This window comes from Burkholderia sp. Bp8992 (assembly GCF_003853705.1).
GTDB lineage: Bacteria > Pseudomonadota > Gammaproteobacteria > Burkholderiales > Burkholderiaceae > Burkholderia.
Map to the genome: position 1 here is coordinate 127,635 of NZ_QTQI01000014.1, position 14,494 is coordinate 142,128.

Sequence of the window (14,494 nt, forward strand, 5' to 3'; positions counted from 1 at the left end):
GGTTCGCACCGGAGCAGGCCGCGCGCCTGCGGGGGACGCGCACGCCTGCGTTTGGCCATTCGACCCGCGCAATGGAGACCTTCCGATGAACAAACGGCTGTTGGCAGGCGCGGGCGTCGCGCTGATCGCGGGTGCGGCGCACGCACAGAGCAGCGTGACGCTGTACGGCATTATCGACGAAGGGCTGACCTACACGAGCAACCTCGCGGTCGCCGGCCCGAACGGCACCGCGAGCGGCAAGCCGGCGTGGCGGATGCTCGGCGGCGTGCAGCAGGCGAGCCGCTGGGGGCTGCGCGGCGTCGAGGATCTCGGCGGCGGGCTGGCGGCCGTCTTCACGCTCGAGAACGGCTTCGACCCGAGCACCGGCAAGCTCGGGCAGGGCGGATTGATCTTCGGCAAGAAGGCGTTCGTGGGGCTGTCGGGGCCGTTCGGCACCGTCACGCTCGGGCGCCAGTACGATACCAACGTCGACTTCCTCGGGCCGCTCGAGGCCGCCGCGCAGTTCGGCGGCTACATGGTTGCGCACCCCGGCGATCTCGACAATGTGAACAACGCGAACTCGACCAACAACGCGATCAAGTTCACGAGCAACGACTACGGCGGATTCCGTTTCGCGGCCATGTATGGCGTGGGCGGCATCGCGGGCGCGGCGACGCGCAACCAGGTGTGGTCGATGACGGCCGGCTACACGCGCGGGCCGCTCGTGGTCGCGGCCGGCTACCTGAATGCCCGCAACCCGAACGTGTCGTTCTTCGGCACGACCGGCAGCCCCGCGCCGGTCGTCGGCGGCGTGCCCGGCAACAACATGCTGTCGCCCGTGTATTCCGGCTATGCGTCGGCGCGCACGCTGCAGGTCGCGGCGGCGGGCGGCACCTACGCGCTCGGCGCGGTGACGCTCGGCGCGATGTATACGAACACGTCGTTTCGCCGGCTCGGCGACCTGTCGTCCGGGCCGAACCCGGGCGGCGTGTCCGGCAACGCGGTGTTCAACAACGTCGAGGCCAGCGTGCGCTACCAGTTCACGCCCTACCTGTTCGGTGGCGTTGCGTACGACTACACGCGCGGCGGCGGCGTGAACGGCCGAGGCGGCGCGACGTACCACCAGGTCGCGGCCGGGCTCGACTATTTCCTGTCGAAGCGCACCGACGTGTATGCGACGGCCGTCTTTCAGCGCGCATCGGGCACCGATTCGACGGGGCGCGCGGCGGTCGCCGCGATCAACGGCCCCGGCGCGTCCGCGAACGACCGCCAGTTCGAGGCGCGGATCGGCATCCGGCACAAGTTCTGACGGGCGCGGCGGCGGCGATCGGCAAGCGGCGGCCGCGAGCGGTGATATGCTCGCGGAACGCCCGCGACCGACGGGCGGATTCCGATTGCCCGTGCGCGGCCGAGTGCCGCGCAGCGCGGCGTTTCCGAGGGAAGAACCGACACATGAGCCGCAAATTCATATTGAAGGGCGACACGACCGACCACGGCGGCGTGGTGCTCGAGGGGATCGCCAACTCGTCGTTCGACGGACGCGAACTCGCCTATCTCGGCGCACCGGTGTTCTGCGCCGCCTGCAAGACGACGGGCGTGATCGTGTCGGACGGCGGCGAGCGGACGATGACCGTGATGGGCAAGGTCGTCGCGCTCGAGCATGACCTGTGCCAGTGCGTCTGCACGCCGCAGCCGAAACTGATTCCGTCCCAGGGTACGGGGACGATCACGAGCTGAAACCCGCTTCCGCCGTGCGTCTTCGGCGCACGGCGGGTGCCCGCCGTCAGACGCTGCCTGCCGTCTCGATCACGAGGATGCGCGCTTCGCCGAGCGGATGCGCGACATGCTCGGTGCCGACCGTCGCGTGGAAGACGTCGCCCGTATCGAGCACGGTCGCGTGCTCGACGCCGGCTTCGCGGTAGCGCATCTCGACGCGGCCGTCGAGTACCGCGAACACCTCTTCGCCGTCGTTCACGTGCCATCGATAGGGCGCGTCGGTCCAGTGCAACCGGACCGTGATGCCGTTCAGGTTCGCGATATCGAGCGCGCCCCACGCGCGATTCGCCGTGAAGTCCGCACTCCGGACAATCTTCATCGATCTGTTCTCCCGCGCGAACGCGCGCCGTCCTTCCGTCACGTTCTTCGTATCCGCATTCAGCGCGCCGTCGCGCGCAGCGCCTGCTCGACGATCGTCTTGCGCTTCGCGAAACCGGCCGCCGACCGTTCGGTGACGCGCTTCACGACCGCTGCCGGCGCCGTGTCGGGCGAGCCGGCGGCGAACGGCGGCGCGGGCGCGTATTCGAGTTGCAGCTGGATCGCCTGCGCTTCTTCATCGCCTGCCAGTTCGGCGGCGATCGTCAGCGCGAAGTCGATGCCGGCCGTCACGCCGCCGCCGGTGATCAGGTTGCCGTCGCGCACGACGCGTTCGCGCACGGGCACCGCACCCAACGGTTCGAGCAGTGCGTGGAACGCCCAGTGCGTCGTCGCGCGCCGCCCGCGCAGCAGGCCGGCCACGCCGAGCAGCAGCGCACCCGTGCAGACCGACGTCACATAGCGTGCGGCGGCTGCGCGTTGCCGCACGAACGCGATCGTTTCGGCGTCGAGCAGCACGTCGTTGATCCCGATTCCGCCCGGAATGCAGATCACGTCGAGCGGCGGGCAGTCGTCGAACGTGCAGGTCGGCGTGAGTGCAAGGCCGCTGCTCGACGCGACGGCGTCGCGCGACTTCCAGACCAGATGGACGGTTGCGTCGGGCAGCGACGCGAGGACGTCGTGCGGGCCGGTGAGATCGAGTTGCTGGACGCCCGGAAACACGAGAAGGCCGATGTGCAGGGTCATGCGAGGACTCCGAGTGGAAGGGGAGCGCGCCGTTGCCGGCACGGGATGGACAGATCGATTCTAGGCGCGTAGTGTTTGGCGAAATTGCCATATCACCCACGTTTTCAGCCAATCGCCATGCCTGCCGATGCTCCGCGTTCGATCCTGGTCCTCGCGTTCCCGCGTGCGCAACTGCTCGACGTGTCGGGGCCGCTTCAGGTGTTCGCGTCCGTCAACGAGCTTGCGCTGGAGCGCGGGCAGCCGGCGCCGTATGCGCCGCGCGTCGTGGCAGTCGAGGCAGGGCCCGTCGAGACGTCGTCGGGCCTCGTCGTGATGGCCGAGTCGCTGCGCTCGGCCGCGCGTCGTCCCGATACGCTGATCGTCGCCGGCGGCAAGGGCGTGCACGCCGCGTCGAAGGATGCGCGGCTGGTGCGCTGGGTGCGGCAGCAGGCCGGGCGCGCGCGGCGCGTGGCGTCGGTCTGCACCGGCGCATTCCTGCTCGCCGAGGCCGGGCTGCTCGACGGGCGGCGCGCGGTCACGCACTGGGCGCGCTGCGACGAATTCGCGGCGCGCTACCCGAACGTGCGCGTCGAGCCCGACCCGATCTTCATCCGCGAAGGCGCGCTGTGGACGTCGGCCGGCGTCACGGCCGGCATCGATCTCGCGCTCGCGCTGGTCGAGGAGGATCTCGGGCGCGCGACCGCGCTCGACGTCGCGCGCGAACTCGTCGTGTTCCTGAAGCGTCCGGGCGGACAGGCGCAGTTCAGCGCGATGCTGTCGATGCAGCGCACCGACGACCGGTTCGGCGACCTGCATGCGTGGATGGCCGAGCACCTGACGGCCGACCTGTCGGTGCCTGCGCTGGCCGAGCGCGTCAGCATGAGCGAGCGCAGCTTCGTGCGCCACTATCGTGCGGGGACGGGCCGCACGCCCGCGCGCGCGGTCGAGCAGATCCGCATCGAGGCCGCGCAGCGCCTGCTCGGCGAAACGGCGTGGCCCGTCAAGCGGATCGCCGCGCGCTGCGGCTTCGGTTCGGAGGAGACGCTGCGGCGCAGTTTCGTGCGCGTGCTGGGCGTGTCGCCGCAGGGTTATCGCGAGCGGTTCGTGCGGTGACGCGCGGGGCGGGATCGGGCCGGTGCGGTCGACGTCGTGAACTGAACGAAAAACAGTCGATTTCCAGTCCGAAACACTGCAACTATTCAGGATCGGATAACAATAGGCAGGGGCTTGTGCCGCGCCCGTCGCGCGCTCTATTCTGTTCCGTTGGCGATTGGAAGGGGGAAGCAGCATGGACCGAATCCAGGCAATGGAAGTTTTTACCCGTGTGGTCGACGCGAACAGCTTCACACGCGCGGCCGATACGCTCGCGATGCCGCGCGCATCGGTGACGACCATCATCCAGAATCTCGAGGCGCTGCTCGGCGTGCGCCTGATGCACCGGACGACGCGCCGACTGTCGCTGACGCCGGAGGGCGCCGCGTACTACGAGCATTGCATGAAGATCATCTCGGAGATCGCGGAGGCCGACGCGAGCTTCCAGACCGGCAACCGCAAGCCGACCGGCGTGCTGCGCGTCCACATGCCGAGTTCGCTCGGGCGGCGCATCGTGTTGCCGTCGCTGTCGATTTTCCGGCAGCGCTATCCGGACATCACGCTCGAGCTGGGGCTGTCCGACCGCTACGTGGATCCGGTCGAGGAGGGCATCGACTGCATGATCCGCGTCGGGCCGCTCGAGGATTCGTCGATGGTCGCGCGGCGCATCGGGATGCTGAAGCGCGTGACCTGCGCGTCGCCCGATTACCTCGCGCGTCACGGCGAGCCGCACGAAATCGCCGATCTCGCCGATCACCATGCGGTGAATTTCCGTGCGAGCCACGGTGCACGGGCGATTCCGTGGGTGTTCATGATCGACGGCAAGCCGTTCGAGGTGCGGATGAACGGCAGCGTCACGGTCAACGATTCGGATGCCTACGTGACGTGCGGGCTCGAAGGGTTCGGGATGATCCAGCCGACGCTGTTCATGGTGCTGCCGAACCTGCTCGACGGCTCGCTGGTCGAGGTGCTGCCGGACTGCAATCCGAAGCCGAAGCCGATTTCGATCGTTTATCCGCACAACCGGCATTTGTCGCAGAAGGTGCGCGTGTTCGCCGACTGGGTCGCTGAGGTGTTCGAGTCGACGCCGGCGCTGGAGGGCGGGGAGAACTGGCGGGGGAAGGTGGGGGCGCAGGCGGTGGAGGTGCAGAGGGGGGCGGTAGCGGCGTAAGGCGGGCTATGTTGCGTCACGCCGCGCATCGACGCGCCGCGCTCGGCCGCCGTTCAGGTTGCCTCGTCAAATGCCGCCGCCACGCGGTCCGGCTGTGGATGGCCGAGTCCCTGACAGACCCGACAGTTATCTTTTGACCGACTGATTCGTTAAATTCACGCACCGGCTTTTCGCATCCGGCGGATAGCCCCGACAAGGCGGATGTCGGTGTAAAAAAAACGATTAATGATTAGCGGGGAAGCGATGTCGAGGCCCATGATGATCGTCCGATGCCTGGCGTACGTTACGTGCGCGCTGGCGCTCGGTGCGTGTTCGAGCGATTGCCGCAATCTGTTTGCCAGCAGTCATTCGACGTCGTGCACGGTTGCGTGGGGCGCGGCCATCGTCGCTGTCGCGCCCGTCGCACTGGTGTCCAACGCCATTGACGAGCACCGGCAGAATGCGCGTGAGGAAGATACCTGGAAGCGGTGGAACGCGGGAGATCCACCGATCGTCGCGCAATGCGTGGTGAACTGTCGAGTGCCGTTGCGCGTGACGCAATCAAAATCGGACGAGTATCAGCAGCTGTTCGCGCGTAGTCTCGACCAGATCATCGGATGGTGGGGCGAGCACCCGACACCCGGCCAGCTTCCGGTCGTGGCTGCCGCGTACAAATACAAGGGATGGCGCCTGATGCGGTCGGATCCCGCCGCGGCTGAAGCGTATCTGCGCAAGGCGGCCGTCATGGTGGCCGCGCCGGAAATGGCCGAAGGCCTCAAATCGGATTATTTTCCGATCGGCGTGGTCCTGAACAACCAGTCGTACTACGTGGACATGGCACAGGAAATCCAGGAAAGCCTGATGGTCCTGCGATTCAAGAAGGACGGCGCCAATGCCGACGATTTCAGGTGTCAGCCCATTGCCGCATGGCCACCGAGCTACTCGGTGAAACTGGATAAAGCTTGCGACGGCGCGTATCAGCAACTTTACGATCCTGAGTTCAAGACGATTTCCTACCGATATCAGCGTATCGACAGCGTCTATGAACCGGTTCAGCAGAAGTGAGCGGGTCGGGTGACGGTAGCGGGACCGGGAGGCGAGTATCGATATGAAGAAGCACCAGAACGACTGCGGGTTTGCTGCTCTGCATCCACTCTCCGGAGGTGGTGCAGAAGGGGTGTCCCGAAACGCCCGCCGGCAAGGCAGTATCGGAAGTCGCTTTTCCGGGCATACCTGACCGTCCGTACTGGAGCGCGTCGACCGGGGGCGATGGTAACCCGGTGAGCGTTCTGTTCGATATCTCCGGATCGATGTACGGTTTTTCGGACCCGCAAGACGGCCTGTTCGTGCGGCTCGTTGAGGTCGAGCGGTGATAGGGTGCCTGGAGCGTCCGATGATGACCGGGCCGGATCATTACGAGGGAGCGGGCGGTGGTGTTTGATGTCAGCGGGAATGTTGCGACAGGAAGGGGCTGAAGCGTGACGCAATGAAAAAAGCCGCTGTTTCTTTCGAAACAGCGGCTTTTCGCATTTGGTGGCGAATCAGGGAGGAGACTCCCTGCTGTGTCCAAATGGCCTTACCCTTTAATAATCAAAGGGTTGTTGAATCGACCGCATCACGCTTTGTACCCGGACTTTGTACCATAAGCCGTCCGTTGTCGCAAGGCACGTCGTCGTTCCATAGCGTGCGACCGAATTGATTGTTTGCGACGGCTAACGAGCACTGGTGCAAGGAGATGGTTAGGCAGGGGAAGACAGGCGCCGCCCTCAAGCTCGTGGACCTCAAGGGCAGGTGGCAAGCATAGGACCCGTCTCACCGCAAGCAGCTATACGGGGACCAGGTTGTTCTCGTTCACTGAGGCAGGACCGTCGAGTTCTTCCAGGTCCATTTCCGCCCGTCGTGCCCCGGCAGCGGTCAGCTTGAAGTGCCCGGCGCGAGCGGAGTGTTCCGCGAGAAATCCTGCCTGGCTGAGCAGGTACAGCGCATGTAGCAGAATGTCATGCATCTCGATGGCCCGGGTCAGCTTGCGGCCTCTGGACTGATTGCGTTCAAGGCCGTCATCACCCATCAGAATCCGGTACCGGTCTTTGACGGTTCGCCCCGCGCTGTAGTCTTCTTCGCAACGTTCCCGCGCAACATCGAAATGCAGATTGATGACATGTTCGCTGATTAGGGCGACGAGAAAGTCCTCCGGAGTATCGTGCAGGAAGCGTTGTACCAGCGCCTGCAGCACATCCAGCGATAACCGGTCGCCATCCTCAACAATACAGGCCGAGGGCATATAGCGCGCCTGAACTGCGCACCACAATACGGCAAACAATGCACTCCCGACGGCGTCACTTTCGCGCTCGTCGGTCATATGGAACTTTGACTTTTTTACGAGATAGGCCAGATTGCTGGCTAGATCGATATCCTTGTCCTTCAGACCCGCACAATAGAGGTCCGGCGCATCCTTGCGACGTTCCTCGATAGCGTCGAGCAGTCTTGCAACCGTGCCAGCTTTTTCACCCAGCAAACTCTTGCTGCCAACTTCGGCCACCGCGCGTGCGATGGATTCAATATCCCGGGTAATGTAATGCCGCCGACCTGACGCATCGGTCTGAAAAGACCGGCTTATGGCGTGGTGAATCCGGACTTCGCAGGACCTGAAAAGTGTCTCCAGAGCAACTTTCAGGTACTTGCGGATTTGCAAACTCTTCCAGACAAGCTGTGTCGTCTCCAGGCCTTTCAGGCTCAAGGGCTTTCCGTCAGAGCCGACACCTCGCGCCATGGTATGCCGGATGCGGCCAACATCCACATACCCGCCCGGTGTGGACTGCTCTTCTGCTGCGAGGGCGCGCAGCGCCAGCATGATGCCGTCACGCCGCAGCGCAAAATCAGGCGAAAGCGCCGACGTCGGGGTCTCAGGAAAAAGCTGTTGAGCAAAAGCCTCCCGTTCATCGCGGGTGGTATTGTCCAGACGCAGCACCTCCCACAGGGCGTCAACGCCTGAGGCCTTGATGGAATTCCTGGAAGGGTCGCGAAGCCACTGTGCCTTCTGGGGGTAGTGTTCCCGCAACAATTTCTCAAAGGACTCCGCCAGCGCCTCGCCTGCCTCGGTCAGCTCGAAGACCTGATGGTAGCCCTGCCAGCGGCTCAGAAATTGAAGGCCGTTGGTGATGCTGGGCGCGTACTCGTCAGGCCCGAGGAACGTGGTGCCGTCGGGCCCAGCGTCGTCGCTTTCTTCTTCCTCATCATCCGCATCCAGAGCAGCGCTCGAGCCGCGTGTTGGCATGGCACTGTAGGACAGCACGCCAGGGTCATTGTCTGTGGGCCACTTCCGACTCGAACCGGGAATAGCGCGGACGTTCCAGCGGGTATTGCCCCATACCAGCAGCAGTTGAATCTTGGGGATGCCTGCGTCAAAGGCGGCCTGGATAGCTTCATCAGATGCGTCGTCGTCCAGCGTATTCCATATCTGCGACACCATCCAGCAAATCGCGGAGTAGACCCGGATGTATCTTGCGCGATTATTCAGCCCGGGCAAGACCTTGCGGTAAAGGCCCATGATGGTGGACTGCATACCCAGCGGGTCCGGCCCGCGTGCGCCTTCCGGGCGGGGCACATATTGGGGATAGTCAAGCATGGGTTACTCCTTGAGTTCGGGGCCGACGTAGCCATAGAAGGCACGCGGGATATGGGCTGTTTCCAGTTTCTCACGGTCAAGGCCAACGAAGACCGGCTTGTTGCAGCCTGGCGAGTGCAGGGCGACGCCATTGTGTGAAAGGAGGGCGACCATGTCCCGTGTGCCGAGAAGCGCGTTGCAGGCCGGGCACCGCGTGTTCATTGTCAGTGGGCTGAGTTCCGCACTGATAATCCCAAAGAGCCGCCCCGTCTTTCCGCTACGGACCTGGTTGCGATGAAGCGTGCCCAGCTGGTCGTGAATCTTCTGGTAACGCGGGAAACGCGGCTCGGTGCTACTGTTCACGCTCAGGGTCGCAATGACCAGTGATTCTAGTACTTGTCGCGTTACCAGCGTTTCTGCCAGCGTGAGTGCGCCATCGAGGACGTGCTTGCGTGTGGTCGCATCGAGAGCCTCGAAGGGTTGCAGCGCCAGCGCCTTGTCAGCAAGGTCCAGCCATTCGTAGCTATCGAGCGGACTCTGACGAAACGATTCGAGCAGTTGCTTGAGGCGCGGAGGGTTGACAGCCTCGCCCCCAAAGAACACGGCGCAGGCCGCTGCACCACAAAAGAGGCCAATCAGTCGGGCACGATTCGCCTCGCCGTAGTCATAGCGAGCGTATTCAACGAGCCATTTGCGCAGGGTATCGCCTAGCAACGCCAGACCTTCGTTCTTCGGTAAAGCATCTGCCTCCACTGATTTGACTGCGCTTGTCAGCCGTTCGCCGAGCGAAACCGCCACCAGTGAGGGTATCCAGAGGCCTGAGGCATTGATTTGCAGGACAGCTGGCAGCTTCTTCAGCATTTCAGCCGTCGGGTTGTCCGGAAGCTTTGGGCGGGGCCGCTTCCTGGGTTTTCGCATTTTTACGGCGTGAACCGGCTTCGCGATGGTGCCATTCGGCTCCCCGGGGGCGGCAGGGTCTTTTGCCTCCGGGTCTGCTGGGGGCGCAGCATCGGGACAAACCGGCTTTCTCAGACTGGCAAAGGCAGCGGCAAGAATCTGCTTCGCTGTTCTTGGCGATACGCCGAGTTGCTTCTGTTCGCCAGAAGTCCAGTCGTCATATCGGGTCGGCGTCGGGACGGGCACCGATATCCGGGAGGCTCCCGGAACTTTGAGGGGTGCGGGCGGGCGTGTCGTGCGTTCACGACGCAGTACCCGCCGGAAATGCTCGAGGATGGTCCGCAGGTCACGTTCTGAAGGCTTTCCCGTGGAAATATTGTTGGCCGCTTTCGACAGGTCGCGGTCATTAGGGGGAAAGGCAAGGGCGTTTTCGACATTGAGCCAGCCCACCGCAAGGACTGCTGCATCTTCGACGATTTTGATGCGACGTGCATAGTCAGCCTGACAGGTCTCGCGGGTCGAAGCCTCGAAAAGCCCTTCCTTATCGACAGACACATCATCGATGGAAATCTCGCGCCGGTTCTTTGACCAGATTTCGAGACGTACCGTACATGCTTTCTCGTTCGGAGCTAGGACGCCCGAAATTTTCGTATCGGACCAGGACGCTTCGACTGAGCCCAGAGGGCCTGTGTCCCTTTCGCCTTCGAATTCACACGGGATGTAGTCGTCAGGCTTGGCTGCTTTCCAGCTGAAGGGTGACTGGGAGAGTTTGCGAACAAGCGAAATTTCCACGTTGCGTGTTTCGCAAAGGCTTTGGTGTGTCGCGTTGACGGAGCCTGTCATCACCAGGCAAGCGTTCTCACCTTTGACTTCAAAACATTTGGCATGGACTCGCCGAGGCGTGAACCCAGTGACAGCCGTGACAAAGGCGGGTTTTTTCGGCAGGTGTTTCGCACCGCGCTCAAAGGGGGCGATATTCAAATAGGCCTTGTCCTCTTCGGACCAGACTGGAATCAAGCCAAAGCGCGTGCGAAGGCCGCCGCAACTTTTCACGAGTTTGGCGACGGCTTCAGTTGAAGGGGAGTGAAAGGGTGAGAAAACGGTCAACTCGACGGGATTCTCAAGTTCACGGGCGACAAGGCCTCCTAGTTGCGCCTGGGCAGGCTCCGTCAGGGTGTGAACGAGCCACGCCGAGCGCGGGCCATTGCGCACTGAGGCGGGCGCTTTGGCCGCAACCTCGCGCGCCCGTTTTGCATACTGCTTCAGTACGGTAACGGTGTGCGGTGACAGGCCAGGTCGCCGGGCAAAGAGTTCGGCGAAATCCGCGAACTCTTCAAATACCTGAGGGTGTTGCGAGGCATTGACCGCGTCAATGACCTCGAGATTGCCGCCCTGGCCCGGTTGGGTCAGGTTGCCACTGCCCACGACCAGCGTGTCGTCGTCGGCTCCCTGAAGATAGGCGATTTTCGGGTGGAAAAAACCCGCCTTGTTCATGTGGACCGACACAATCCGAAAGGCAGTTCCGGCATAGGCACTGGTGGTTTCGGCCCCCAGCTTGCACGCTTCCCGAGAATCCACAAAAAGGTCAATCTGTTCGCAGCCTTCCACCCTCAGGATGGGCAAACAAAAGGCTTCAAACCAGCTCAGACTCAGGGTAAAGGTGGTGAGGAGTGCCCGTTCCGGCTTAACAGCCTTTAACAGGTCAGTCAGTCTCGCTTGCATACGCCCCCGCTTCGCCATTTTTATTGGGCTTAATTTTAAACGCGCACGGCTTCAAACAGCGCCAATCTCACTTTACTTGGCGCCCGCAACCCGCGCCAGAAACGGCGCGAGTTGTTGCAACGCCACTTGCGCGTTTCGCCACGTCCACGCCAATCGGCAAATTGCTGCGCTCGATGGACGACGCCCATCCCGGCCTCTCGGCAGGTCGCCATAAGGGCATCCGAAGCGATTCCGTTCGCGACACAGTCGCAGCACACCGAAAGAACAGGTCATCATCGGCGCCGATGGTGCTGAGACTCGAGGCTAGCAGACATAGTCGGGCAGGTCGTCCGGCGTCCACCAGCTTGCCTATGCTAAAAGTCGAGGCCTAGTTGCCGGTCCGCCAGCTTCTTCGGTGAGCGCAGGTAGTCCGCCATACGCAGCGGCACCGGTTGTCTGGAGCCACCGACTGCGGCGGTGCGCGAGACGTGACGGAAAGGCGGACCGTGCCTTAGGCTTGCAGAATCCGGCAACCCAAACGGAGCATCGTGCCATGGACGACCTTTACCTGCGTCAACTGCCGGACGACCTCCAGGCACTCGTGCGAGGCATCGAGCAGCAGGGCGGCATCGTTGTCCAGGTCGAAGTGGAGCCCGCGCGAGGCGGAACCGTGGCCTGCCACGTTGACGAACATGGTGCGACACTGCTGGTTTCCCGGGAGGAGTTCTTTCAGCCCGCGTCCGTGATGCATGAACTACTGCATGTGCGCCGGTTTCTGGTCGACGGTGTCCCGCAAATAGTTGTGAACGACGACTTCAACGACTGGACTCCGGAGCTCGAGAGCGGCCTGACAAACCTCGATAACGGCCTTGAGCACCTCATCATCGTGCCCGAAGAAATTTTCCGGTTTCCCGGGCGGCGGGAGTACTGGGCCGGTGTCATGACAAGGAAATTTGAAGAAATCCGTGTCAATCCACTCGTGCCGGATGACAGGCGACGGCACGCGCTGGTGAACTGGCTGTTCACCCACCATGTGCTCATGGAGGGACCGCAAATCCTGGCGGCTGACAGTCTTGTGGACGAACTGGGACTGCGGCAACAGGCAGACGCTTTTCGAGATGCCATGATTCCCGCGCTTGCCATGAAGGAGGAGGCCGTCCGGCGCTGTTTCGAGCGTTTGAACATACCGTTCGCTGCAGCTGCCCTGAAATACATCGACAGCCGTGCGCGGCGGTCGCGAGCGGTAGCGCTGGAGCCCGCGACGTAAAGCCCGCAGAGGTTCCGTGAATTGTCTGCGCAAAGCCTCGACCAGCAGTGTCGGGCGACCGAGGGGGTGTGTGCATTTCGGCCCGAGCTTTTCTTTCCGTAATTTGCTCAAATGAAGCCGCCACACACCAATCCAATCCGTCGCGAGACGACGTTCAATTTTTCATTTGGGGATTACCATGTACGGCTCGACCAAGCCCAGACACGACAAAAATCACCGCCCGGTTCCGTGCGATACCTGCCCGCAGGACAATCCGACCATGCTCGAGGGCTACGTCAGCGATGAAGCCCTCGCGCTGAACGACTGCACGCACATCGATGAGATGGACGACGGTGACATCCGCCGTGACGGGTTCATCGAGGGGGACTGCTACGAATGCAACGGCCCGGATGACGGTGATTGCGGTGACGGTGAAGATATCCACGAGCCCGACTAAGTTAGACGCGGGAGGCCGGCCGGCAACACACCGGTCGGCAACAATTCAACCCGAAAGTGGAGAGCGCGATGGTCAAAGACGTGAAAAACTACACGGACGAAGAGTTCCGCCGGGCGCGAGAAAATCTCGCGGACATACTCTCGCTTGAGGAGCGCACGGCATCCGAAATTCTGCATGACGGGCATCTGAACGATGTAAGTTTTCTGGTCGGACTTTTTCGGAAGGCGTCGAATACGCTGGCCCACAAGTGGAATGCGCCGCTCCTCGCGAAGCTGCCTGTTGATGCATGGGACGTTGGAACAACCGGCGAGCGCCGTATCACACCCCGCGACTTCGCGTCGATGCGGTATCTCTCGCCCTTGCTAATCGGCAAGGACAAAGAGACTGCGGAGCTGTGGGCGGGAGAGCGTGAGAAGCTGTTGAAGGAACTTCACGAGCCTGGCGGCCCTTATGCGGCGATGACCGAATGGAAGTCTCCCAAGCAGTTCAAGTCGAAAGGTGCGCAGAGCTTGCCCTTTAGTGGGGATATCGCGTTCATGGAGACCATCAACTGGTTAGATACACTGCTCGGTTTCCAGATCACTCTTTTTGCAGGGCGGCGCCACAAAGCCCTGGGATTACCTCTAAGCGTCGCGCTGCCAGCCAACGAAGACAAACGGTGTTCCCGTGATGCGCTTCAATTCATGAAGCAGAACGTCGACGCCTGGTGCAAGGATGCCAGCCTGGCACGCGAAGCTTCCGATAGTCTGCGGGCACGGGTCGCGGTGAATCTGTCGGTGAACCGCGCGCTTTGGGAGACTTGTGCGAAGGACGCTAGAGGAGAAGAGTCGGCCACAGTAGCAGCGCAGTTCCTCAGCAGGCTCAATGGCTGTGGTATCTGGATGGTACCCGACGAAGTACCGACGCGGGGAGCCGAGTGGACAGGGCTTGCGGAGCTGCTGTCGCGATGGTTTGGTGCAAAGGGATGGCTACGTGAAAAGGACGATTTCTTCACTCGGGTCATGACACCCCACGACATCGACCGGGCGGTGCAGCTAACTGAGTCAGTGCAAAAACGGTATAAGGCGAACCGGGGAGGAAACTGTGGGCCAGAGCAGGCAGAGTTGGCCCATGGGAGCCCCGAGAATCTGTTTATTTTCGCCATGGCGACGGTAAGCGTTTTTTACGTCAAGGATTATTGGGGCGGAAAATCACAACTCCGCCCTGTCCAGACTCTCAAGGAGTTTCCCGCCAAGCATAATAAGAACAGCTCAAGATACCCGGCATTTTCGACACTGGACAGCGGAGATGGCCTGATGTTGCCCATCCATGCGGAAGAACTCATCGAACAGGTCTACGGTCAGATGTTTTTTTCGAATCAAGGCTGGGACCTGCGTGCCGAAAGTGTCCGTCAACATGCAGAAACCCAGGCCGTCAAGCGTGCGTACCACGAGCAGCTATTCGAGTTTGCGGTTAAGGGACGCACGTCGAAGGAACTTCTGAACCTGTTCACGCAAGTAGCCGCCTATATCGAGCAGCAGAAAGAAAACGGCGCGATAGTGGCTGTCTGAA

Annotated in this window: 13 protein-coding genes; 9 read left to right on the forward strand and 4 right to left on the reverse strand. The window is 62.3% G+C overall.

The window, feature by feature from the left end:
- Positions 1 to 85: 85 nt before the first annotated feature.
- Positions 86 to 1,288: a porin gene (locus DIE03_RS21200; protein ID WP_124453713.1), complete on the forward strand. Its 1,203-nt coding sequence runs from the start codon at positions 86 to 88 to the stop codon at positions 1,286 to 1,288.
- Between the two features lie 143 nt (positions 1,289 to 1,431).
- Positions 1,432 to 1,716, forward strand: a complete 285-nt coding sequence (locus tag DIE03_RS21205) for a PAAR domain-containing protein (RefSeq protein ID WP_124453715.1) — start codon at positions 1,432 to 1,434, stop codon at positions 1,714 to 1,716.
- A 46-nt stretch (positions 1,717 to 1,762) separates the two neighbouring features.
- On the opposite strand, the gene DIE03_RS21210 is transcribed toward DIE03_RS21205, so the two are convergent.
- Together DIE03_RS21210 and DIE03_RS21215 are read right to left on the reverse strand one after the other, a co-directional pair.
- A complete protein-coding gene (locus DIE03_RS21210) occupies positions 1,763 to 2,074 on the reverse strand; it encodes a cupin (RefSeq protein ID WP_124453717.1) in 312 nt (103 codons plus the stop codon).
- A gap of 59 nt (positions 2,075 to 2,133) precedes the next feature.
- The gene (locus tag DIE03_RS21215) at positions 2,134 to 2,817 is read right to left on the reverse strand and encodes a DJ-1/PfpI family protein (RefSeq protein WP_124453719.1); all 684 of its coding nucleotides are present in this window, start codon (positions 2,815 to 2,817) and stop codon (positions 2,134 to 2,136) included.
- Positions 2,818 to 2,934: 117 nt separating this feature from the next.
- Here DIE03_RS21215 and DIE03_RS21220 point away from each other — a divergent pair, with 117 nt between their 5' ends.
- The 4 genes from DIE03_RS21220 (at position 2,935) to DIE03_RS21235 (ending at position 6,411) form a co-directional block, all read left to right on the forward strand.
- Entirely contained in the window at positions 2,935 to 3,909 is a 975-nt protein-coding gene (locus DIE03_RS21220) for a GlxA family transcriptional regulator (RefSeq protein ID WP_124453721.1), read from the forward strand.
- A 175-nt stretch (positions 3,910 to 4,084) separates the two neighbouring features.
- The gene (locus DIE03_RS21225; protein ID WP_124453723.1) at positions 4,085 to 5,059 is read left to right on the forward strand and encodes a LysR family transcriptional regulator; all 975 of its coding nucleotides are present in this window, start codon (positions 4,085 to 4,087) and stop codon (positions 5,057 to 5,059) included.
- 255 nt (positions 5,060 to 5,314) lie between these two features.
- Positions 5,315 to 6,103, forward strand: a complete 789-nt coding sequence (locus tag DIE03_RS21230; protein WP_124453725.1) for a hypothetical protein — start codon at positions 5,315 to 5,317, stop codon at positions 6,101 to 6,103.
- Between the two features lie 71 nt (positions 6,104 to 6,174).
- Positions 6,175 to 6,411: a hypothetical protein gene (locus tag DIE03_RS21235; protein ID WP_124453727.1), complete on the forward strand. Its 237-nt coding sequence runs from the start codon at positions 6,175 to 6,177 to the stop codon at positions 6,409 to 6,411.
- 452 nt (positions 6,412 to 6,863) lie between these two features.
- Here DIE03_RS21235 and DIE03_RS21240 read toward each other — a convergent pair whose 3' ends face one another.
- Complete coding sequence (locus DIE03_RS21240) at positions 6,864 to 8,663, reverse strand: hypothetical protein (RefSeq protein ID WP_124453729.1); 1,800 nt, start codon at positions 8,661 to 8,663, stop codon at positions 6,864 to 6,866.
- Between the two features lie 3 nt (positions 8,664 to 8,666).
- The gene (locus DIE03_RS21245; protein ID WP_124453731.1) at positions 8,667 to 11,261 is read right to left on the reverse strand and encodes a hypothetical protein; all 2,595 of its coding nucleotides are present in this window, start codon (positions 11,259 to 11,261) and stop codon (positions 8,667 to 8,669) included.
- Between the two features lie 532 nt (positions 11,262 to 11,793).
- On the opposite strand from DIE03_RS21245, the gene DIE03_RS21250 reads away from it, so the two are divergent.
- The 3 genes from DIE03_RS21250 (at position 11,794) to DIE03_RS21260 (ending at position 14,493) form a co-directional block, all read left to right on the forward strand.
- Positions 11,794 to 12,507 carry a hypothetical protein gene (locus DIE03_RS21250; RefSeq protein ID WP_124453733.1) on the forward strand — a complete coding sequence of 238 codons (714 nt, stop codon included), beginning with the start codon at positions 11,794 to 11,796 and terminating at the stop codon, positions 12,505 to 12,507.
- Between the two features lie 178 nt (positions 12,508 to 12,685).
- Positions 12,686 to 12,943 (forward strand): hypothetical protein, encoded by a 258-nt coding sequence (locus DIE03_RS21255; RefSeq protein WP_185658190.1) that lies wholly within the window; start codon positions 12,686 to 12,688, stop codon positions 12,941 to 12,943.
- Positions 12,944 to 13,011: 68 nt separating this feature from the next.
- Complete coding sequence (locus tag DIE03_RS21260) at positions 13,012 to 14,493, forward strand: hypothetical protein (protein WP_124453735.1); 1,482 nt, start codon at positions 13,012 to 13,014, stop codon at positions 14,491 to 14,493.
- Position 14,494 lies beyond the last annotated feature (1 nt).